This is a genomic window from Thalassolituus pacificus (genome assembly GCF_025318105.1).
Classification (GTDB): Bacteria; Pseudomonadota; Gammaproteobacteria; order Pseudomonadales; family Oceanobacteraceae; genus Venatoribacter; species Venatoribacter pacificus.
Genome location: NZ_JAOANI010000022.1, coordinates 57,565 through 78,625, shown reverse-complemented (window position 1 = coordinate 78,625; position 21,061 = coordinate 57,565). Strand labels below are relative to the sequence as shown.

The following is a 21,061-nucleotide window of genomic DNA, read 5'->3' as shown; positions in this document are numbered from 1 at the left end:
GCTTACTGCATGTTGGAAATTTCAGAAGCCAGTTCGTCAAAAGACTTCTCGGCCTGGAATTTCTGCCACAGGGCACGTTCATTGTTCATAGAGGTTTTGATTGCCTGTTCCGCCAGTTTATTAACGGTGTCAGCATCCAGACCAACCAGAACTACGATACCGCCGCTTGGGGTTGGCATCTGACGGAAGATTTTAGAACCGACCAGAGTTTCTTTGGTGAGCTGTTTGGTTACAGAAGTATTAACACGATCAACGGTTTCAGAATCACCGGTACCGGTGGTTTCGGCGTACTGTTTGATCATGTTCTGCACTTCCACTTTCATGGTTTGTGCCAGTTCAACACGGGCAGCGGTAGCAGCCATTTGCTTCATGAAGTTAGGGCCGGCAGCAGATTTGTCAGCGTAACCAACAGCAGACAGATCCAGACCATCAACCGGAGCGCCACACACCCACTCAGGAGCGGCCTGGCCAGAACCATCGGCGAATACGCAGCTGGCTACCGGGGCTTGAGTTGGTTGGTTAGAAGCACAGGCGACCAGCAGGGTGGTCGTCGCTACAGCGAATAAAGCGCGAAGTTTCATCTTCCTCTCCTTGAATGAAATGAGCGGTTTAATAAAAGTAAACTGCTATAAAAGGTGTGCCGAGAATAGCGGATGCTATGGCAAAATGCCACACGGGATTATGGAGGATGTGAGACGTGTCAATGATGAAAAAAACAGGGCTGTCGGCGTGGTTGCTGATGGCGGCATTGCTGCTTGGTGGCTGTGCAGGACAACCGCGAAACGGCGGAGCACCAGACTGGATTATGAATCCGGGAAGTGGCGTGGTGGCGTCCTGTGGATTCAATATCAAAGGTCGCTATGCGCAGGAGCAATGTGCGCTGATGCGAGCGCGTGAGCGGCTTGCCGCGCAGCAGGGCGTAGAAATAAGCAGCGTGTCTTATTTATCCGAACGCATGCGCAACGATGCCAGCAGCGTCAGCCTGAATAAAGAAACCCTTGAAAAGGTCAGCGGCGTAACGGTAAAGGCGCGCATCCGTGATACCTGGTATGACGCTCAGCGTGATGAATATTATGTCTGGCTGGAAAGCCATTAATGGTTAAAAAACAGGCCGGATAAGCGTTAGCGGAACCATTACGGAACAATAAATTCCGCTACCGCTTATTCAGCTCGGGTTCAGTCGCCGGTCAGTGCTGGTGGCCGCCGGCACCGTGGGCGTGCTTGTGGGCAATTTCTTCGGCGGTGGCGGCGCGTACGGCAACGATATCCACTTCGAATTTCAGCGTCTTGCCAGCCAGTGGATGGTTGGTGTCGACGTCGGCCATAAAGCGACCCACTTTAACAATGGTCACCTGCCGGGTGCCCTGTTCGGTTTCTACCCAGGCGACCATGCCTTTCTTCCAGTTTTTCGCGCCCTGTAAATGCTTGACCGGCACACGCGCCACAGCCTCTGCCTGGCGTTCACCATAAGCCTGATCCGGCGTCAGGGTGATGCTGACATGCTCACCGGCTTCTTTACCGGCAACCGCCTGCTCGAAACCAGCAATCATATTGCCGTGGCCGTGCAGATAAGCGATGGCTTCGCCGCCGGCATCTTTGTTCGTGCTTTCAATCAGTTGGTCCTGTTCGTCGAACAGACTGTAGTGCAGCTGTACCACGGTATCGTTGGCGATGGTCATGATGGCTTCCCCGTCAATATTAAAAGGCGCGAGTATCGGTTCCGGCCCGGTCTTTGGCAACACCACCATGTGACCAAGGGTTATCCGGCTCGCGACTTGATTTGTTCGCCGTGGCCCCCATATCGCTTATTCGTGCATCAGAAAGCAGGAAATTTTCATGACAACTATTGTATCCGTACGCCGTGGTAACGACGTGGTAATAGGCGGTGACGGGCAGGTTTCTCTGGGCAATACCGTAATGAAAGGTAATGCCCGTAAGGTGCGGCGCTTGTACAACGATCAGGTGCTGGCCGGGTTTGCCGGGGGAACGGCGGATGCCTTCACCCTGTTTGAAAAGTTTGAAGCGCAATTACAAAAGCATCACGGTCAACTGACCCGCGCCGCGGTGGAGCTGGCCAAAGAATGGCGTTCCGACCGTGCGCTGCGCAAACTTGAAGCTATTCTGGCGGTGGCCGACCATACCGCCTCGCTGATTATTACCGGTAACGGCGATGTGCTGCAGCCGGAAAACGATCTGATTGGCGTAGGCTCCGGTGGTAATTATGCGCTGGCATCAGCCCGTGCTTTGCTGGAAAACAGCGACCTCAGTGCGCGTGAAATTGTGGAAAAAAGTCTGAACATCGCGGCGGATATCTGCGTCTTCACCAACGCGAATCTGACGATTGAAGAACTGAAGGCGGAGAGTAATCAATGAGCCAGATGACCCCACGTGAAATTGTTCACGAGTTAGATCGCCATATTATTGGCCAGCACAACGCCAAGCGCGCGGTCGCGATTGCCCTGCGTAACCGCTGGCGTCGTATGCAGCTGCAACCCGAGCTGCGCGATGAAGTCACGCCTAAAAACATTCTGATGATTGGCCCGACCGGTGTCGGTAAAACCGAAATTGCCCGTCGTCTGGCCAAGCTGGCCAATGCGCCTTTTATCAAAGTGGAAGCGACCAAATTCACCGAAGTGGGTTATGTCGGTAAAGACGTGGAATCCATTATCCGCGATCTGACCGAAACCGGTCTGAAATTGCTGCGTGAGCAGGAAATGGTGAAAGTTTCCAGCCGTGCTGAGCTGGCGGCGGAAGAGCGCATTCTCGATGTGCTGTTGCCACCGGCGCGCTCCAGTACTGCGACAACAAGCTGGGACACCACCGAAGAACCGAAAGCGGAAGACAGTGCCACCCGTCAGGTTTTCCGTAAAAAGCTGCGCGAAGGTCAGTTAGACGATAAAGAAATTGAAGTCGATCTGGCGCAGGTTAATGTCGGCGTGGAAATTATGGCTCCTCCGGGCATGGAAGAAATGACCAGCCAGCTGCAGAACATGTTCTCCAGCATGGGCGGCGAAAAGAAAAACAAGCGTAAACTAAAAATCAAAGAAGCCTTTAAGCAGCTGCGCGATGAAGAAGCGGCAAAAATGCTGAATATGGACGAGCTGAAAGCGCGGGCGCTGGAGCTGGTCGAGCAAAATGGCATCGTCTTTATCGACGAAATTGATAAAGTCGCCAAGCGTCACGAAAGTGGTTCCGGTGGCGATGTCTCGCGTGAAGGCGTGCAGCGTGATTTGCTGCCGTTAATCGAAGGCTGCACCGTAAGCACCAAATACGGCATGGTCAAAACCGATCATATTCTGTTTATTGCCTCCGGTGCGTTCCACCTGGCTAAACCGTCGGATCTGATTCCGGAACTGCAGGGGCGTCTGCCAATCCGGGTTGAGCTGGAAGCTCTGACTCCGGACGATTTCAAACGTATTCTGACCGAGCCGAAAGCATCGCTGACCGAACAATATAAAGCGCTGCTTAAAACCGAAGGTCTGGACGTGGATTTCACCGCCGATGCCATTAAGCGTCTGGCAGAAATTGCGTTTGAAGTGAATGAGAGCACCGAAAATATTGGTGCCCGTCGTCTGCATACCATTATGGAACGTCTGCTCGAGCAGGTTTCTTTTGATGCTACCGATATGACCGAAGCGGTTAATATCGATGCCGCGTATGTTGAGAAGCAATTGGGCGATCTGGCCCGTGATCAGGATCTGAGCCAGTTTATTCTCTGAGACCAACGTGAATTACTCAGAGGCGCCTTAGGCACCTTTGAATCATTCTGCCGAAGCGGGCACTGAACGATTCAGAGGGACCTTAACGCAAAAAGGGAGGCACCATTACGGGCCTCCCTTTTTTATTGGTTGCGGTCAAAACTCTCTAAATTCTAAAGCGCTCAATCAGTTTGACCAGTGCATCACTGCTGTCGGACAGTTTCTGACCGTACTGATCGGTTTTTACCATATTGTCGGCAATATTCCCGGATGACTCCGCAATACGTACCACGTTACCGCTGATTTCGTTAGCGGCGGCACTTTGTTCTTCTACGGCACTGGCAATGCTCAGATTCATTTCGGTAATCGTGCTGACGGTACTGCTGATGGTCGAAATGGCATCCAGCGCCTGCTGTGATGTTGCGGAGGTTGATTCTGAATTTTTGACATTTTCTTCCATTGAATGCACCGCGCTGGCGGCTTGTTCCTGCAGACGCGAAATCATTTTATTAATTTCTTCGGTGGATTCCTGGGTACGCGAGGCAAGGGTTCGTACCTCATCGGCAACCACCGCGAAACCACGGCCCTGCTCGCCAGCACGGGCGGCTTCGATCGCTGCATTCAGTGCCAGCAGGTTGGTTTGCTCGGCGATGCCACGGATAACATCCAGCACCGAACCAATGGCGTCAGTCTCACTTTGCAGTCCCTGAATGACCTGACAGGACTTTTGAATATTGTCCGCCAGATTACCGATGCTGTTTTGAGTGCTTTGCATGGTTTTCATACCACTGCGTGCACTTTCGTCGACTTCACGCGCTGCGGCGGCTGCGCGTTCGGCGTTACCCGCCACCTCGTGGATGGTCTGACTCATTTCGTTAGAGCCGGTTGCCGCCAGGTCTGTCTGTTGCAGTTGATCGTCAGTGAGTCTGCGCGTGGCACTGCTTACGGTGGCAATTTCGCGGGTCAGTTGCGCCAGTAATTCAGACGCGGTTTTACTTTCACTGACGACTTTATGGATCTGGCCAATAAACGTATTAAAGGCCTGAGCAATGATGGTGATTTCATCCTGTCCTTTCGCCGGCAGGCGTTGGGTCAGATCCCCTTCGCCGCGGGCAATATCGTTCATTGCATTGGTAATGGCCTGCAGCGGCGTGCGGATACTGCCGGATACGAACATGATGACGACAATCAGCAGAATAATAAAAGCGGCGCTGGTTACGATTTGCTGAACGGCGCTTTCCCAGAATATGGTCATCACATCATCGGTATAGACACCCGTACCGACAATCCAGTCCCAGGGTTTGAATTGTTTAACATAACTGACTTTGGCAACCGGTTTGGAGCTGCCGGCTTTGGGCCAATAGTAATGAACGTAGTTGCCATCGGCTTTACTTTTTGCGGCTTTAACTATTTCACGGAACAAATACAGACCGTTGGAGTCTTTAATATCGTTAACGTTTTTACCTTCCATTTCGGCTTTTGCGCCATGCACCACCACGACCGGAACCGAGTCGTTAACCCAGAAGTATTCATTGCCGTTGTAACGTAGTTCGCGAATTGCGTCTTTGGCCAGGGTTTGTGCTTCTTCGACCGCCATGCCTTGTTGGCTTCGCTGGTAATAATGATCAATCAGACTGTAGGCACTGTCGACCTGTTGCTTTACCGCCAGTTGTTTTGCATCTCTGATGGTTTCATATATGTGCTGCATTGACTGTAACTGAACCAGCAGTACACAGATAATGGCGGCACTGAGGATTACCCACAAACGGGCACGGATACTGATGTTGCGTAAATAATTCATAGGCAGCTTAATCTCACCGATAGTAAACTACATCAGGTACAACCAGAGCCTGACACTACGACACACCATGTATGCCTGATATAAAAGTGTAGCGCGCTTTATCTGATCTGCCCGCTACCCCTATTCCCGGAGTGGCACAACAGTGATTCCAAATGCGATAAAAGTTAAAAAAGTCAGCCATTGCTTGCAGCTGACCTATGGCGAACAGTGCTATGAACTGCCGTATGAATTTTTACGGGTGTATTCGCCCTCGGCGGAAGTTCGTGGTCACGGTGTCGGTAATGGCGTGTTACAGAGTGGTAAGAAAGACGTGGTATTGCTGCGTATTGAACCCGCCGGCAATTACGCATTGAAACTGGTATTTGACGACGGCCATGACTCAGGTCTGTACGACTGGAGTTATCTCTATCATTTATGTACACATCGTGATGAACTGTGGACAGATTACCTGCAGCGCCTGCAACAGGCCGGAAAAAGCCGCGAAAGTGCGCAAATCAACTTTAAAGCCCTGTAAACGAGTCTGTTGCCGTTATACTGGACGAAACTAATGACAGGAGCCGCACCTTGACGGATTCCAAAGCACCAAAAGCCCCGTTCCATGATCCTAATGCCGAGGCCGAAGCGCAAAAATATGAAAACCCGGTTGCCAGCCGTGATGCCCTGCTGGCATTGCTGGAGCAACTGGGCCACCCGGCCACGCACGCGCAAGTCTGCGAGGCGCTGGGTGAAACCGATGAAGACCGCGTAGAAGCTCTGCGCCGCCGTTTGATTGCCATGTCGCGTGATGGTCAGCTGATCAGCAACCGTCGCAGCCAGTTTGCGCCGCTGCGAAAAGTGGATCTGGTGACCGGCATGGTAATGGGTCACCGTGATGGTTACGGCTTTGTACTGCGTGACGGTGCCGATGACGTTTACCTTTCCAATCGCCAGATGAGCAAAGTGTTTCATGGTGATCGCGTTGCCGTGCAGATTCTCGGCCTTGATCGCCGTGGTCGCCCGGAAGGCAAAATTGTTGAAGTGCTGGAGCGCAATACCCTGCAAATCGTTGGCCGCTACTTTGATCAGGCCGGTGTTGGTGTTGTTCAGCCGGATAACAAGCGCGTAGCTCAGGAAATTCTGATCCCGCCGGCAGGCCGTAAAGGTGCCGAGCATGGTCAGTTTGTCGTGGTTCAGATTGTTGAACAGCCTAAGCCCGGCGGTCTGCCGCTGGGTGAAGTGGTTGAAGTGCTGGGTGACCATCTGGCACCGGGAATGGAAATTGATGTGGCCATCCGCAGCCATAATATCCCGCACGAATGGCCGGATGCGGTAAAAGTCGAAACCAAAAAACTGCCGGAACAGGTTAAAGACAGCGATAAAAAACATCGTATCGACCTGCGTCAGCTGCCGTTTGTCACCATCGATGGTGAAGACGCCAAAGACTTTGACGATGCCGTCTATTGCGAACCTAACCGCAAAACCGGTGGCTGGCGCTTGTACGTAGCGATTGCCGATGTGTCGCATTATGTACACGCCGGTTCGGCGCTCGATGTCGAAGCTCATGGTCGTGGCAACTCAGTGTATTTCCCTGAGTTTGTTGTCCCCATGCTGCCGGAAAAACTGTCTAACGGCTTATGTTCGCTTAATCCGCAGGTTGACCGTCTGGTGATGGTCTGCGAAATGACCATCTCCAAAGCCGGTAATATTTCCAGCTATCAGTTTATGGAAGGCATCATCCATTCGCATGCGCGTCTGACCTATAACAAGGTCTGGAAAATGCTGCAGCCCGAACGTGGTGATGACGGCGATACCTGGCGCGAACACTATAAAGATGTCGTCCCCCATCTGGAAAACCTGTACGGGCTGTATAAAATCTTGCGTGGCAAGCGCGAAGAGCGCGGCGCGATGGATTTCGATTCGGTGGAAACCCGCATCGTATTCGACGCTGAGCGTAAAATTCAGGAAATTGTGCCAACCGAACGCAACGCCGCACACATGCTGATTGAAGAATGCATGCTGGCCGCTAACGTGTGTGCCGCCGATTTCTTCCAGCGTTATGACGTACCGGCGTTGTACCGTGTGCACAATGGCCCGAGCGCGGAGAAACTTGAGAACCTTAAGTCCTTCCTCGCCGAAGTGGGTTTATCCATGCCGCATGGTCAGGACCCGTCACCGAAAGATTACCAGGCACTGCTGAGCCAGATCGGCGACCGTCCGGATTCACATTTGATCCAGACCGTTCTGCTGCGCTCACTCAGTCAGGCGGTGTATAAGCCGGATAACGAAGGCCACTTTGGCTTAGCGTATAAAGCCTATACCCACTTCACCTCGCCGATTCGTCGTTATCCCGATTTACTGGTTCATCGTGGCCTGCGTAGCGTGATCCGCAGTGAACGTGAATGCAAACACGTCAAACGTGCCGATGGTGCAAAACCGCTGGCCCAGAAAACCATCTATCCGTACGACACCGCCGCCATGATCGTGATGGGCGAACACTGCTCCATGACCGAACGCCGGGCCGATGATGCAACCCGCGATGTGGTGGATTTCCTCAAGTGCGAATTTATCAGCGATCGTATTGGTGAAGAGTTTGAAGGTGTTATCACCGCCGTTACCGGCTTTGGTTTATTCGTCGAATTAAAAGATGTTTACGTCGAAGGTCTGGTGCATATCAGCGGTCTGGCCAATGACTACTACCACTTCGATTCGGTGAAGCATCGTCTGGTGGGTGAGCGTACGCGCCGCAACTTCCGTCTCGGCGATAAGCTGTGGGTGCGGGTGATGAATGTTAATCTCGACGAACGCAAAGTCGACTTTGAACTGACCACCGCGCCGGTTAATGCCAAGCGCAGTAAAGCCAGTGATTTACCTAAGCCTGCACGCTTACCGCGTCGTCGTAACAAACAGGCTGATGGCAAAGTAACTGAAGAAACGCTGGAGCCAAGCCGCCAAAAAAAAGCACGGGCACCCTCGACAGAATCTGGAGATGGTGCCAAAAATGGCGGTAATAAAAGTGGCGTTAAACGCGCTGCGAAAAGCGGCGTTAAACATACTTCAGCCACTGAAAAAACTGACGGTGAAAAAGGCAAAAAGAAAAAGCCAAGTAAACGACAGAAGCTGAATGCGAAAAAGAACGTCGATGGCAAAAAAGCCGTCAATAAAAAATCGGCAAAAAAGTCGGCGAAAAAACCCGGTAAGAAACCGGCTAAGAAGATAGGTTAAGTACTCAATGAAGTTAGACGCCGTTTACGGCTTGCACGCCGTCACCACCCTGTTACAGCGCAGTCCGGATCAGGTAGTGGAGCTGTGGGTAATGAAAGGCCGTCAGGACCAGCGCATGCAGCGTGTGCTGGATCTGGCCGCAGAGCAAGGGCTGGATATCCGTGAGGCTGATAAAGGCCTGATGAATCAGAAAGCAGACGAAGGTAATCACCAGGGCATCATTGCCTGGCGTAAACCGATACAGAATAAAAACGAGAAACATCTGCCGGATATTCTCGATGGCATCAGCGGTAATGCGCTGATTCTGATTCTGGATGGTATTACCGATCCGCATAATCTGGGCGCTTGTCTGCGTACCGCCGATGCTGCTGGCGTGCAGGTGGTTATTGCACCGAAAGATAAATCGGCACCACTGAATGCAACCGTTGCGAAAGTGGCCTGCGGTGCGGCAGAAGCCGTACCATATATTCAGGTTACGAATCTGGCGCGCACCATGAAAGAACTGCAGGAACGCGGTATCTGGATTGTCGGCACCGCCGGTGAAGCCACGCACAGCATTTATCAGCAGGATTTTACCGGACCAACCGCGCTGGTGATGGGAGCTGAAGGCGCAGGGATGCGTCGTCTGACCCGTGAGCATTGCGATTATCTGGTCAATATCCCCATGGCCGGCGAAGTCAGTTCGGTGAACGTGTCGGTTGCGACCGGCATTTGTTTATTTGAGGCCGTACGTCAGCGTCAGTTAGGCTGAGCGTTAGCGCCCAATGGCAGATAAGGCGTTATCATCGGCTTTATCTGCTTTTTAAAAAATTCCCTGTCTGAAAGTATGGAGCCTTCTTCGTGGAATGGTGGAACGATTTAATTTCGCAAAATTATGACTGGTTCTGGGATGTCAGCATTGCATTGGGCATGACGCTGATCGCCGGAGCTGTATGGCGCTTTACCCGTAAACGTCTGGTTCGGTTAGCGCAGGCGACGCAAAATCGCTGGGACGATATTGTGCTGGAAGCGATTGGCGTACCGATCAGCTGGATTATTTTTACCATCGGCGCAACCTGGGTCGCGGATATTACTGCGGGCCATTTTTCTTCTGAAATTATTTCCAGCATTCCGGTGGTGCGTCAACTGTCGCTGATTATCCTCACCGCCTGGGCGCTGTGGCGCCTTATTAACCGTGTGGAAGAGCGCCAGATTGTCAGCGGCATTGATCCTACTACGGTGCAGCTGGTGGGCAAGGTGGCCAAACTCAGCGTTACTATTCTGATTATTCTGCCGATTTTCCAGCTACTGGGTATTTCCATCTCCGGCATACTCGCCTTCGGTGGTGTCGGTGGTCTGATTGTTGGTATGGCTGCCAAAGATTTATTAGCCAACTTTTTTGGCTCATTAATCGTTTACCTCGACCGGCCTTTTAAAGTCGGCGACTGGGTGCGTTCGCCGGATCGCAGTATTGAAGGCACGGTGGAAAATATCGGCTTTCGCGTTACCCGTATCCGTACCTTTGATAAGCGTCCGCTGTATGTGCCGAACTCGGTGTTTACCAGTATCTCAGTGGAAAACCCATCGCGCATGACCAATCGTCGTATCTACGAAACCATTGGTATCCGTTATCAGGATTCACGCCATTTGCCGGCGATTATGGAAGGGGTGCGTGCCATGCTTCTTGAGCATCCGGAAATTGATACCAACCAGACGCTGATTGTTAACTTCAACAGCTTTGCTGAATCCAGTCTGGATTTCTTTATCTACACCTTTACCAAAACCACTGATTGGGTGAAATTCCACGAGATCAAGCAGGATGTACTGCTGAAAGTACTGAATATCATCCACGAGAAGGGTGGCGACTGTGCCTTCCCGACCCGCACGCTGCATCTGGACTCAGTGCCGCCGCAACTGGCTGGTACGGTTCCGGCACAGCGCTGATCAGGCTTTAGCCCAGGGCTGACAAGGCCTGCCCGGCTAATAAGAGGGCCTGAACTGCATTCTGCAGGTCAGGCCCCGTCTTCCAGAATGGCTCTTCTGGCAGTTCAATAGCTATAACCAATAGCCCTCTTTGAAAAGATCAATTTAACTAATCAGAAGCATATCCCTACTATAGTTCCTGTTCCCAACACACAACATTATTGATGGAGCAGGACATGATCAACACTGAAATCAAACCCTTTGCAGCAACCGCTTTTAAACAAGGCGAGTTCGTAGAAATCACCGAAGCCGATGTTAAAGGCAAGTGGGCTGTATTCTTCTTCTACCCAGCCGATTTTACTTTCGTATGTCCAACTGAACTGGGCGACGTGGCTGACAAATACGAAGAACTGCAGAAGCTGGGCGTCGAAGTATTCTCAGTGTCTACCGACACTCACTTCTGCCACAAAGCATGGCACGACAGCTCTGAAACCATCGGCAAGATCAACTACTACATGGTTGGCGACCAGACCGGCACCATCACCAACAACTTCGGTGTAATGCGTGAAGGTCAGGGCCTGGCAGACCGCGCCACGTTCCTGGTTGACCCACAGGGTGTAATCCAGGCCATGGAAATCACTGCAGAAGGCATCGGCCGTGATGCAGACGACCTGCTGCGCAAAGTGAAAGCGGCTCAGTACGTGGCTGCCCACCCAGGTGAAGTGTGCCCGGCTAAGTGGAAAGAAGGCGAAGCGACGTTAGCTCCGTCCCTCGATCTGGTTGGCAAAATCTGATCGAAGCTGGCTGCGTTGACATCGCGTTGTTAAAAGCCGATTCAGAATGCTCACTTAGCCCACTAAGCTCCGCTTCTTCATCGGCTTTTGCCTAGCGCTGTCGGCCTCGCCAACGCTTCGGTGCGCGAGTCCGCTGTACCAAATGCTTCGGGCAGCCTGCAGTCAATTGCGCAGGCTTTGCCAAATGCAGCCGGCTTCGGGCCGGCACTGTAAATGCAACACCCGGCTCCGGTTTTCCGGAGCCGTTTTAAAAATATTCAATCGGACGGTATTTCCATGCTTGATGCAAATATGAAACAACAATTAGGCACCTACCTGAACAATCTGCGTAATCCGATTGAACTGCAGGTGTCTGTTAATGATTCGCCAAAATCCAAAGAACTGGAAACTCTGGCGCGTGAAATCGCAGAACTGAATAACCAGATTTCTCTGACCACCACCAACGAAAAAATCGATGGCCGTTCTCCGGTAATGACCATTGCCAAAGCGGGCAGCGAAGCCCGTGTGGCTTTTGCCGGTGTGCCAATGGGCCACGAGTTTACCTCGCTGGTGCTGGCTTTATTACAGGCGGGCAGTCACCCGTCGAAAGAAGATCAGGCGTTGCAGGATCAGGCAAAATCCCTGAGCCGCCCCCTGAATTTTGAAGTTTATGTATCGCTGTCGTGCCACAACTGTCCTGATGTTGTGCAGGCGGTTAATTTAATGGCCGCGCTGAATCCGAACGTGACTGCCACTATGATCGACGGCGGCGTATTTCCGGATGAAGTGAAAGAGCGCAACATTATGGCCGTACCATCGCTGTACCTGAATGGTGAAGTGCTGGCCAACGGTAAAATGACGCTGGCGGAAATCCTCAATAAAGTAGATGACGACGCCGATGCCAAAGCCGCGGCGGCGCTGGCCGATAAAGATCCGTTTGATGTGCTTGTGGTGGGCGGTGGCCCGGCAGGTGCTTCAGCTGCAATTTACGCGGCGCGTAAAGGCATCCGTACCGGTCTGCTGGCTGAGCGTTTTGGTGGCCAGGTAGCTGACACGGTCGGCATCGAAAACTTTATTTCCGTGCCATACACCGAAGGGCCAAAGCTGGTCGCTCATCTGGAAGAACACGTTAAAGAATACGACGTGGATGTAATGAAAACCCAGAAAGCCGTGGCGGTGCGCAAAACCGATTCCGGTTTAACCGAAGTTGAACTGGAAAACGGTGCGGTACTGGCGGGTAAATCCGTTATTCTCGCCACCGGTGCACGCTGGAGAGAAATGAACGTACCCGGCGAGCAGGAATACAAAGCCAAAGGCGTATGCTTCTGCCCACACTGCGATGGCCCGTTATTTAAAGGCAAACGCGTTGCAGTGATCGGTGGTGGTAACTCCGGTATCGAAGCCGCCATTGACCTCGCCGGACTTGTCGAGCACGTCACCGTGCTGGAATTTTCCGATGTGTTGCGTGCCGATGCCGTGCTGGTGAAAAAAGCCGAAGCCACCGCCAATATCGACATTATTAAAATGGCGATGACCACTGAAGTGATTGGCGACGGTGAGCGGGTAACGGCGATTAAATACCAGGACCGTAATACCGGCGAAAGCCATGTGATCGAACTGGCGGGTATCTTCGTACAGATTGGTCTGGTGCCGAATACCGAATTCCTGAAAGGAACGGTCGAGCTGACTGAGCGTGGCGAGATTATTATCGACGGCCATGGCCAGACCAATGTACCGGGCGTATTCGCCGCCGGTGACTGCACCAATGTGGCGTACAAGCAGATTATTATTTCGATGGGCGCAGGTGCAACGGCTGCACTGGGTTCCTTCGATTACTTAATCCGTAACTGAACGACCGCATAATTTAAAAATTCAGCACCCTGAATGCTTGTTGGGAACAGACAAGCAGCCCACGGCCCGGTAGCAATGATTGCTGCCGGGCCGTTTTTGTTTTTAATTGCATCAAAGTGGACTGCCGAAAACGCTGACTGGCCGGTAATCCCGGCCAGATTGTTCAGCAGAGCTCTTCGTCGCGCAGCTGGGCGCTCATGCCGTCGCAACTTTCTGACCATGCGCTGAGCCACTCTGGCAGCGGTGGTGATTGCGGATCAAGGTTCATCTCAGCGATAAACTCCTGCGGGTCAATCAGCCCTTTTGCCGAACGGAACAGGCCACGCATCATCACCACGCCAATCACGCGTTCTTTGCGTATAAAACGGTGTTCAACAAAGACCCATTTATCATCCCAGCCGAGCATTCGGCTGTGAATTTCAAAGGCCTCAAATAACCGCAGCTCACGGCGGAATTTTCCCCAGACATCACCGACAATCGGAAACGCTTTATGGCGCAGGGCAACTTTGTAGGCGCCGCTGTGTAATACGTAATCCATACGCCCGACATCGGCCATGGTGAAGTAACGGCCATTGGTTACATGGCGGTTAAAATCCAGGTCCAGTGGCCATACGCGCATTTTCACCACGGTGGTGTCGAGGCCGCCGACCGGCTTGCGCCACGGGCGGCGCAGCAACATCAATAACAAACGGAACCAGAGATTCATCTTCACTTTCCTACTGATTAAACAGGCGGGCAGTCTAAGGCTTGCGGTTTCGGCGTTGTATGTGCATAAATGACTTGTTTCATGCGATACCTGCAAGTGAGGGCATTATGCACGTTACTTTGTTGCTGGCTGACCAGTGTTCTGCGGCCAGTGCGACCATGGCGCAGGAAATTTTTTACGCCGCCAATCTGTTTGCCGGTCAGGAGAAGCCGCTGTTTGAGCTGCGTACGGTGTCGCTGGATGGTTTGCCGGTAGCAACGTCAGCCGGTCAGCTGCTGAGCGTGGACGGTGGGATAACTGATATCCACCAGACCGATCTGATTGTAATTCCGGGGTTTCTCTTCAGTCTGCAGCAGGCAATGCCGGAGTTTGATCGTTACCGGGCCTGGCTGAGAGAGCGTTACCGCCAGGGCGCGACGATTGCCACCATGTGTAATGCAACATTTTTATTGGCCGAAAGCGGTCTTGCCGATGGCATGCGGGTGACGACTCACTGGGCTTTTGCCGGGCTGTTCCGGCGCAGCTTTCCGCAGGTCAGGCTGGATGAGCAGCAAATGCTGTGCGAAGACGGTCAGCTGATCAGCAGCGGCGGAGCGACAGCCGTTATGGATCTGCTGCTGCATCTTATACGCCGTTTTGCATCGTTAGAGCTGGCACAAACCTGCAGCCGTTATTTATTAATCGACAATGTCCGCAGTGTGCAAAGCCCGTATGCCTTATGGGCGGCGCCGAAAAATCACAGCGATCAGGATATTCTGAAAGTACAGAACTGGCTGGACGAACACTTTGCCGGAGCACTGGTCATCGATGAGCTGGCCAGTCGTTTCGGCTTTGGTGTGCGTAACTTTAAACGTCGTTTCAAAGAGGCGACGGGGCAGGCTCCGCTGGCTTACCTGCAGGCACTGCGCATAGAAAAAGCCAAGCAACTGATTGAATCGACCCGCATGACGATTGACAGCATCACGCTGGCGGTTGGGTATGAAGACAGCAACTCATTCCGTCGTCTGTTTCGCCAGCGGGTAGGGTTGTCGCCAGCGGCCTATCGTAAACAGTTTCAGCCAAAGGTCAGAGCGCAGCCGTCTGATTAACAACTAACGTATTGCATTATGATATACATTGTATATCATAAGTATCTCTTCAGTCTTAGTGGGTTTCAGACGTCGTGGATAAGGCAAAAGTCGATGCCGTAAAAGGCAGTCGCAGTAAAAAGGCCAAAGCTGTTAAGAATGATGCGCAGCTGCTTATCCGAATTAATGGCGAAGAGCGGGAGCAGTTTCTTGCTCTGTGCGAAGAGCTGGATACCAGTGCCGCCCGTGAAGTCCGACGATTTATCCGCAGCTTTATCCGGAAAAATCAGCAGATTGATGACTAACAGTGCGTAATTGCACATCTCAAGATAAAGAAGGAATTTATTATGTCTAAGAAAGTATCCAAAAAAGTCGTTAGCCTGAAAAAAGAGATCAAAGCGCGTAAGGCCAAAATCTCTAAGCAAGAAGGCAAGCTGAAGTCTCTGAAGAAAAAACTGAAAAAAGCCGCTTAATATCTCCCGGCTTTAAACAAAAAAGCGGCATCATTGATGTCGCTTTTTTTATGCGCCACGAGTCAGGATCTTAGCTGCGAGTTGCGCAGAAAAACCTGCTCAAATTGTTTAATGTTCTGCTGAATATAATCAATAAACGCTTTCATGGCGGGGGTTGGATGCTTGGCCTGAGGATATACCACGCACCAGCTGCGGCGCAGTGGAAAACCGGCAACATCCAGCACCTTTAACGTGCCGAGTTCCAGTTCCGGCAGAATGCTGAGTTTGGGCAGTACGGCCACACCAAGGCCGGCAATCACTGCATGTTTAACGGCATCGTTGGAGCCGATTTCCATGCTGGGCTTCAGCCGCAGGCGCTGCTGCTGACAATGCACTTCCAGCGCCAGACGGCTGCCGGAACCGGCTTCCCGCATCAGCAGATGACTGTCGAGAAACTCCTGTGCTGTTACGTTGTGCTGCTGCAACAGCGGATGCTCTGCCGGTACAACCGGCACCAGCTCGTTATTCAGAAACGGCAGCGAGGCCAGCGGCTTTTCGGTCGGCACCATCCCCATAATCACCAGATCATCGCTGTTATCGTTCAGGCGCTGGATGGCGGCGGCACGGTTGACCACGCGTACGCTGACGTTGATCTGCGGATACAGATTGAGAAACGCCCGCAGCAGATACGGCACCACATATTGCGCGGTATTCACCGCCACCAGTTTCAGCTCACCAGCCACTTTACCGTCCAGTTCGGCCAGTTCGGTCTGAAGCTTGCGCAATTCGCCGAAAATGCCGTTCACGCTCTGAGCCAGCTTTTCCGCTGCCGCAGTGGTAAACAAACGGCGGCCCACGTATTCAAACAGTGGCATACCGAGCGCCTGCTCCAGTTGCCGCATCTGGCTGCTGACGGCCGGTTGAGTCAGGCCCAGCATCTCGCCCGCCTTACTGTAACTTTTCAGCTCGTATACTGCGTCGAACACCTGCAATTGGCGAAAAGTCAGTCGGCTGGCTAATTTTTGCACGCTGAGCGGCATGTTAGTTTGCTCTTGGGTTGTTATCTATAAGTAATACCTTATAGGTTGGGAAAGAAATATCAATTTTTGCTTTGATCTTGAGTTGTCTAAGCTGGATTCACCCTTTCACTCCGGGACTACGAACGAGGAGTTCCCCATGCTGAAGAAAGTTCTTATTGCTAACCGCGGCGAGATTGCCGTCCGTATCGTGCGCGCCTGCGCCGAAATGGGCATCCGCTCGGTGGCTATCTATACCGAACCGGATCGCTACGCTCTGCATGTTAAGCGCGCGGACGAAGCTTATATGCTGGGTGAAGATCCATTGGCGGGTTATCTCGATCCGCTGCGCATTGTGAATCTGGCATTGGAAACCGGCTGCGATGCCATTCATCCGGGCTACGGCTTCCTGTCAGAGAATGCTGAGTTCGCCCGCTTGTGTGAGCAGAAAGGCGTCACCTTTATTGGCCCCAAATCGGACGTTATCCACAAAATGGGTGATAAGACCCAGGCGCGTGATTCCATGCGTACCGCTGGCGTGCCGATTACTCCGGGGTCCGATGGCAACCTGGCCGATCTCGACGAAGCTCTTAAACTGGCCGCTGAAATCGGTTATCCGGTGATGCTGAAAGCCACTTCCGGTGGCGGCGGTCGTGGTATCCGCCGCTGTGATTCTGCCGATGATTTAAAAGCCCAATACCCGCGGGTTATTTCCGAAGCCACCAAAGCCTTCGGTTCCGCCGATGTGTTTATGGAAAAGTGCATCGTTAACCCGCGTCATATTGAGGTACAGATTCTGGCTGACAGCCACGGCAACGTGGTGCATCTGTACGAACGTGACTGCTCTATTCAGCGCCGTAACCAGAAGCTGATCGAGATAGCGCCAAGCCCACAGTTAACGCCGGAGCAGCGCCAGTATATTGGTGGTCTGGCAGTAAAAGCCGCCGCCGCCGTCGGCTACGAAAATGCCGGAACGGTTGAATTCCTGCTGACCGGCAACGAAGTGTATTTCATGGAAATGAATACCCGCGTGCAGGTCGAGCACACCATTACCGAGCAGATTACCGGGGTGGATATCGTGCGTGAGCAGCTGCGCATTGCCGCAGGCCTGCCGCTCAGTTATCGCCAGGAAGATATTGCCTATCGCGGTTTTGCCCTGCAGTTCCGTATTAACGCCGAAGATCCGAAAAACGATTTTCTGCCAAGTTTTGGCCGTATTTCTCACTACTACGCGCCGGGTGGGCCGGGAGTCCGGGTCGATACCGCCATTTATACCGGCTATGAAATTCCGCCCTATTACGACTCCATGTGTTTAAAACTGGTGGTTTGGGCACTGACCTGGGAAGAGGTGATTGCCCGTGGTCAGCGTGCATTGGATGACATGCGCCTGCATGGCATTAAAACCACCGCCAATTATTACCAGCAAATTCTCAGTAACGCCGATTTTAAACGGGCGGAATTCGACACCAGCTTTGTGCCGACCCATCCGGAATTATTGAATTATTCAGAAAAACGTCACCCCAGCGAAGTTGCGCTGGCCATTGCCGCAGCCATTGCCGCACACGCCGGCTGGTAATCCGCAGGAGGAATGAATGATGAGTAACGTGAAAAAAATTGAAGTCACCGATGTGGTTCTGCGCGATGCGCACCAGTCGCTGATCGCTACCCGTATGCGTACCGAAGACATGCTGCCGATCTGCGACAAGCTGGATAAAGTCGGCTACTGGTCACTGGAAGTCTGGGGTGGTGCCACCTTTGATGCCTGTGTTCGTTTTCTTAAAGAAGATCCGTGGGAGCGTCTGCGCCAGCTGAAAAAAGCACTGCCCAATACCCGCCTGCAAATGTTACTGCGCGGACAGAACTTGCTCGGTTATCGCCATTACGCCGATGACGTGGTGGAAGCCTTTGTGCAAAAAGCGGCGGATAACGGCATTGATGTATTCCGTGTATTCGATGCACTGAACGATCTGCGTAACATTGAAACCGCGATGAAAGCCGTCAAAAAAGCCGGCAAACATGCGCAGGGCACCATCTGCTATACCACCAGTCCGGTACACACGCCGGCCTTATTTGTAGAGCAGGCCAAAGCCATGCAGGCCATGGGCGCCGATTCGATTGTCATTAAAGATATGGCCGGCCTGCTCACCCCGTACGGCACCTATGAATTGGTCAAAGCCATTAAAGCCGCCATTGATGTGCCACTGGTTATTCACAGCCACTCCACCGCCGGTCTGGCGCCGCTGTGTCAGTTAAAAGCGATTGAGGCCGGTGCCGACCGTATCGACACCGCGATTTCTTCGTTTGCTTCAGGCACCAGTCATCCGGCGACTGAGTCGCAGGTCGCGGCATTAAAAGGCACCGAATACGACACCGGTCTGGATCTGGAATTACTGGGTGAAATTGCCGATTACTTCCGTGAAGTGCGTAAAAAATATCACCAGTTTGAAAGTGAATTTACCCGCGAAGATGTCTCCGTGCAGATCAATCAGGTGCCGGGCGGCATGATGTCCAACCTGGCCAATCAGCTGAAAGAGCAGAACGCGCTGGATAAAATCCGTGAGGTATTTGCCGAAATTCCACGCGTACGGGAAGACCTGGGTTTTCCGCCGCTGGTAACGCCCACCTCACAAATTGTTGGCACCCAGGCGGTGTACAACGTGCTGGCAGGTCAGCGCTATAAAACCATCACCAACGAAGTTAAGCGTTACCTGCAGGGTGGTTACGGTGCCGCACCGGCTGCAGTTAATGCCGAGCTGCAGAAAAAAGCCATTGGCAACGAAAGCGTTAACGATGGCCGTCCGGCGGATTTATTAAGCCCGGAAATGAACAAACTGCGTGACGATATCGGCACTCTGGCGCAAAGCGAAGAAGATGTACTGACCTTTGCCATGTTCCCGGATCTGGGTCGTGAATTCCTGCAGCAACGTGCCGATGGCACCCTGAAGCCGGAAGAGCTGCTGCCGCTTGATCAGAAGGGCAAAGGTCGCATGGCTGAATCGATGGCGACCGAATTCCGCATTGATGTACACGGCGAAAGCTACGAAGTGGCTATTACCGGGGTCGGTGATTCCGGTGCCGGTAAGCGCAAGCTGTATCTGTCGCTGGATGGTATGCCGGAAGAAGTGATTTTTGAATCACTCAACGAATACGTCGCCGAAGGTAGCAGCGGCCGTAAGCGTGCGACGCAGCCGGGCCACGTCAGTGCCGCCATGCCGGGCAATATCGTCGAAGTGCTGGTGAAAGAAGGTGACAGCGTGGAAGCCGGGCAGTCGGTATTAATTGCCGAAGCAATGAAAATGGAAACCGAGGTTCATGCCAATATCGCCGGTACAGTGCAGGCGGTGCATGTCAGCAAAGGCGACCGGGTAACACCGGGAGAAGTGCTGATTGAAATCGGCTGATACCAAAGCGGATTGTTGTGTCGTAAGCGGCACAACAGTCCGCTGAGAAAATCATGTTTCTTGCGGAGGGAATACCGTATTCTTAGCGCCGTTGATAAGGGGAATTGCAGTGGAAAAATTGATACGTGGCGTACTGAATTTTAAGCAGAATGTGTATCCGCAACAGAAAGACCTGTTTGGTGCGCTGGCCGACGATGGCCAGAATCCGGATGTACTGTTTATTACCTGCTCGGACTCCCGTATAGACCCGAATATGGTTACCGGCTCAGCCCCCGGTGATCTGTTTATCTGTCGCAATGCCGGTAATATTATTCCTCCGCATTCCAACGAAACCGGTGGTATGACGGCCTCTATTGAATACGCCGTTGCCGTACTGGGTGTGCGCCATATTATCGTTTGCGGCCATACCGACTGCGGCGCGATCAAGGGCGCATTGGATATGACCAAGCTTAAAGGTCTGCCGCACGTTAAAGAGTGGTTGGGTCATTGCCGTTCAGCAATGGAAATTGTGCGTGAACGTAACGGCATTCCATCCGATCAGTGCCTTGAAAGCGAACACCTGAACGAAGCCATCGAAGAAAACGTATTACAGCAGGTACAGCATCTGCGTACACATCCGGTCGTTGCCGCCAAGCTAGCAACGAAAAAAGTCAGCATTCATGGTTGGGTATACGATATTAAAAGCGGCGGAATCCGCTGCTGCAGTCATAACAGCGATACCTTTAATGACTTCTCTGCGCACTATGCGGACATTATTGAACAGGTTTCTGACTGATCAGCACGAACGGATTTTATTTAAACACCGTTCATACTTCGCATTTTTCCGTTCGTCTCGTCGGTGCTGAGCTTGTCGACCCTTCGACTTGATCCCGTTCGTCCTGAGCCTGTCGAATGGCGCGCTCAGGGTGAACGGATAGGGTGACCGGTTTTTATTTAAACACAGTTCATACTTCGACTTTGATCTCGTCGGTCTCGTCGGTACTGAGCTTGTCGAAGGAAGCCACGAAGGAAACTTATCACTCCGTTCGCCCTGAGCAGCGAGGGACGAGCGTGTCGAAGGGCAGGCTCAAGATAATATGTAGAAGGGCTACGCCAAATCTGTTTGTTAAACCCTTCGACTGCTGCGCGCTCAGGGTGACCGGTTTTTATTTAAACACAGTTCATACTTCGACTTTGGTCTCGTCGGTCTCGTT

Annotated in this window: 20 protein-coding genes; 15 read left to right on the top strand and 5 right to left on the bottom strand. The window is 52.4% G+C overall.

Going from position 1 to position 21,061, the window contains the following annotated elements; genetic code table 11:
• Window positions 1–2: 2 nt before the first annotated feature.
• Window positions 3–581 (bottom strand): LPP20 family lipoprotein, encoded by a 579-nt coding sequence (locus NYR02_RS14000; RefSeq protein WP_260976972.1) that lies wholly within the window; start codon window positions 579–581, stop codon window positions 3–5.
• Between the two features lie 116 nt (window positions 582–697).
• Between NYR02_RS14000 and NYR02_RS13995 the strand changes: the two genes are divergently transcribed.
• Window positions 698–1,096, top strand: a complete 399-nt coding sequence (locus NYR02_RS13995; RefSeq protein ID WP_260976971.1) for a hypothetical protein — start codon at window positions 698–700, stop codon at window positions 1,094–1,096.
• A gap of 91 nt (window positions 1,097–1,187) precedes the next feature.
• Here NYR02_RS13995 and NYR02_RS13990 read toward each other — a convergent pair whose 3' ends face one another.
• Complete coding sequence (locus NYR02_RS13990) at window positions 1,188–1,679, bottom strand: FKBP-type peptidyl-prolyl cis-trans isomerase (protein ID WP_260976970.1); 492 nt, start codon at window positions 1,677–1,679, stop codon at window positions 1,188–1,190.
• Between the two features lie 157 nt (window positions 1,680–1,836).
• On the opposite strand from NYR02_RS13990, the gene hslV reads away from it, so the two are divergent.
• A complete protein-coding gene (gene hslV / locus NYR02_RS13985) occupies window positions 1,837–2,373 on the top strand; it encodes an ATP-dependent protease subunit HslV (RefSeq protein ID WP_260976969.1) in 537 nt (178 codons plus the stop codon).
• A complete protein-coding gene (hslU, locus tag NYR02_RS13980) occupies window positions 2,370–3,719 on the top strand; it encodes an ATP-dependent protease ATPase subunit HslU (RefSeq protein ID WP_260976968.1) in 1,350 nt (449 codons plus the stop codon). Before hslV ends, hslU begins: the two co-directional genes overlap by 4 nt.
• Window positions 3,720–3,864: 145 nt before the next feature.
• On the opposite strand, the gene NYR02_RS13975 is transcribed toward hslU, so the two are convergent.
• Window positions 3,865–5,499 carry a methyl-accepting chemotaxis protein gene (locus tag NYR02_RS13975; RefSeq protein ID WP_260976967.1) on the bottom strand — a complete coding sequence of 545 codons (1,635 nt, stop codon included), beginning with the start codon at window positions 5,497–5,499 and terminating at the stop codon, window positions 3,865–3,867.
• A 142-nt stretch (window positions 5,500–5,641) separates the two neighbouring features.
• On the opposite strand from NYR02_RS13975, the gene NYR02_RS13970 reads away from it, so the two are divergent.
• The 6 genes from NYR02_RS13970 (at window position 5,642) to ahpF (ending at window position 13,226) form a co-directional block, all read left to right on the top strand.
• Window positions 5,642–6,013 (top strand): gamma-butyrobetaine hydroxylase family protein, encoded by a 372-nt coding sequence (locus tag NYR02_RS13970; RefSeq protein WP_260976966.1) that lies wholly within the window; start codon window positions 5,642–5,644, stop codon window positions 6,011–6,013.
• 50 nt (window positions 6,014–6,063) lie between these two features.
• Window positions 6,064–8,700, top strand: coding sequence for a ribonuclease R (gene rnr / locus NYR02_RS13965; RefSeq protein WP_260976965.1), 2,637 nt, complete (start codon window positions 6,064–6,066; stop codon window positions 8,698–8,700).
• A gap of 7 nt (window positions 8,701–8,707) precedes the next feature.
• Window positions 8,708–9,451 carry a 23S rRNA (guanosine(2251)-2'-O)-methyltransferase RlmB gene (gene rlmB / locus NYR02_RS13960; RefSeq protein WP_260976964.1) on the top strand — a complete coding sequence of 248 codons (744 nt, stop codon included), beginning with the start codon at window positions 8,708–8,710 and terminating at the stop codon, window positions 9,449–9,451.
• A gap of 89 nt (window positions 9,452–9,540) precedes the next feature.
• Window positions 9,541–10,623 (top strand): mechanosensitive ion channel family protein, encoded by a 1,083-nt coding sequence (locus NYR02_RS13955; RefSeq protein WP_260976963.1) that lies wholly within the window; start codon window positions 9,541–9,543, stop codon window positions 10,621–10,623.
• A gap of 215 nt (window positions 10,624–10,838) precedes the next feature.
• Window positions 10,839–11,396: an alkyl hydroperoxide reductase subunit C gene (gene ahpC / locus NYR02_RS13950; RefSeq protein WP_260976962.1), complete on the top strand. Its 558-nt coding sequence runs from the start codon at window positions 10,839–10,841 to the stop codon at window positions 11,394–11,396.
• Window positions 11,397–11,672: 276 nt separating this feature from the next.
• Window positions 11,673–13,226 (top strand): alkyl hydroperoxide reductase subunit F, encoded by a 1,554-nt coding sequence (gene ahpF, locus NYR02_RS13945; protein WP_260976961.1) that lies wholly within the window; start codon window positions 11,673–11,675, stop codon window positions 13,224–13,226.
• Window positions 13,227–13,389: 163 nt separating this feature from the next.
• Here the strand turns inward: ahpF and NYR02_RS13940 are convergent, their stop codons facing one another.
• Window positions 13,390–13,932 carry a thioesterase family protein gene (locus NYR02_RS13940; protein ID WP_260976960.1) on the bottom strand — a complete coding sequence of 181 codons (543 nt, stop codon included), beginning with the start codon at window positions 13,930–13,932 and terminating at the stop codon, window positions 13,390–13,392.
• A 107-nt stretch (window positions 13,933–14,039) separates the two neighbouring features.
• Between NYR02_RS13940 and NYR02_RS13935 the strand changes: the two genes are divergently transcribed.
• From NYR02_RS13935 to NYR02_RS13925, 3 genes are all read left to right on the top strand, one after another.
• Window positions 14,040–15,020: a GlxA family transcriptional regulator gene (locus NYR02_RS13935; protein ID WP_260976959.1), complete on the top strand. Its 981-nt coding sequence runs from the start codon at window positions 14,040–14,042 to the stop codon at window positions 15,018–15,020.
• 74 nt (window positions 15,021–15,094) lie between these two features.
• Window positions 15,095–15,304, top strand: a complete 210-nt coding sequence (locus NYR02_RS13930) for a hypothetical protein (RefSeq protein WP_260976958.1) — start codon at window positions 15,095–15,097, stop codon at window positions 15,302–15,304.
• A gap of 42 nt (window positions 15,305–15,346) precedes the next feature.
• Window positions 15,347–15,472 carry a hypothetical protein gene (locus NYR02_RS13925; RefSeq protein WP_260976957.1) on the top strand — a complete coding sequence of 42 codons (126 nt, stop codon included), beginning with the start codon at window positions 15,347–15,349 and terminating at the stop codon, window positions 15,470–15,472.
• A gap of 62 nt (window positions 15,473–15,534) precedes the next feature.
• On the opposite strand, the gene NYR02_RS13920 is transcribed toward NYR02_RS13925, so the two are convergent.
• A complete protein-coding gene (locus tag NYR02_RS13920) occupies window positions 15,535–16,491 on the bottom strand; it encodes a LysR family transcriptional regulator (protein WP_260976956.1) in 957 nt (318 codons plus the stop codon).
• Window positions 16,492–16,627: 136 nt separating this feature from the next.
• On the opposite strand from NYR02_RS13920, the gene NYR02_RS13915 reads away from it, so the two are divergent.
• The 3 genes from NYR02_RS13915 to NYR02_RS13905 all read left to right on the top strand — a co-directional run bounded on the left by NYR02_RS13915 (window position 16,628) and on the right by NYR02_RS13905 (window position 20,643).
• Window positions 16,628–18,043, top strand: a complete 1,416-nt coding sequence (locus tag NYR02_RS13915; protein WP_260976955.1) for an acetyl-CoA carboxylase biotin carboxylase subunit — start codon at window positions 16,628–16,630, stop codon at window positions 18,041–18,043.
• Between the two features lie 19 nt (window positions 18,044–18,062).
• Window positions 18,063–19,868 (top strand): sodium-extruding oxaloacetate decarboxylase subunit alpha, encoded by a 1,806-nt coding sequence (oadA, locus tag NYR02_RS13910; RefSeq protein ID WP_260977089.1) that lies wholly within the window; start codon window positions 18,063–18,065, stop codon window positions 19,866–19,868.
• Between the two features lie 109 nt (window positions 19,869–19,977).
• Window positions 19,978–20,643, top strand: coding sequence for a carbonic anhydrase (locus tag NYR02_RS13905; protein ID WP_260976954.1), 666 nt, complete (start codon window positions 19,978–19,980; stop codon window positions 20,641–20,643).
• The last annotated feature ends 418 nt before the right edge of the window (window positions 20,644–21,061 follow it).

Coding starts and splice junctions, on each gene's coding strand:
- NYR02_RS13975 (WP_260976967.1), bottom strand. CDS start 5,499: ATGAATTATTTACGCAACATCAGTATCCGTGCCCGTTTGTGGGTAATC.
- NYR02_RS13940 (WP_260976960.1), bottom strand. CDS start 13,932: ATGAATCTCTGGTTCCGTTTGTTATTGATGTTGCTGCGCCGCCCGTGG.
- NYR02_RS13935 (WP_260976959.1), top strand. CDS start 14,040: ATGCACGTTACTTTGTTGCTGGCTGACCAGTGTTCTGCGGCCAGTGCG.
- NYR02_RS13925 (WP_260976957.1), top strand. CDS start 15,347: ATGTCTAAGAAAGTATCCAAAAAAGTCGTTAGCCTGAAAAAAGAGATC.
- NYR02_RS14000 (WP_260976972.1), bottom strand. CDS start 581: ATGAAACTTCGCGCTTTATTCGCTGTAGCGACGACCACCCTGCTGGTC.
- ahpC (WP_260976962.1), top strand. CDS start 10,839: ATGATCAACACTGAAATCAAACCCTTTGCAGCAACCGCTTTTAAACAA.
- oadA (WP_260977089.1), top strand. CDS start 18,063: ATGAGTAACGTGAAAAAAATTGAAGTCACCGATGTGGTTCTGCGCGAT.
- NYR02_RS13990 (WP_260976970.1), bottom strand. CDS start 1,679: ATGACCATCGCCAACGATACCGTGGTACAGCTGCACTACAGTCTGTTC.
- NYR02_RS13920 (WP_260976956.1), bottom strand. CDS start 16,491: ATGCCGCTCAGCGTGCAAAAATTAGCCAGCCGACTGACTTTTCGCCAA.
- NYR02_RS13915 (WP_260976955.1), top strand. CDS start 16,628: ATGCTGAAGAAAGTTCTTATTGCTAACCGCGGCGAGATTGCCGTCCGT.
- ahpF (WP_260976961.1), top strand. CDS start 11,673: ATGCTTGATGCAAATATGAAACAACAATTAGGCACCTACCTGAACAAT.
- hslV (WP_260976969.1), top strand. CDS start 1,837: ATGACAACTATTGTATCCGTACGCCGTGGTAACGACGTGGTAATAGGC.
- hslU (WP_260976968.1), top strand. CDS start 2,370: ATGAGCCAGATGACCCCACGTGAAATTGTTCACGAGTTAGATCGCCAT.
- rlmB (WP_260976964.1), top strand. CDS start 8,708: ATGAAGTTAGACGCCGTTTACGGCTTGCACGCCGTCACCACCCTGTTA.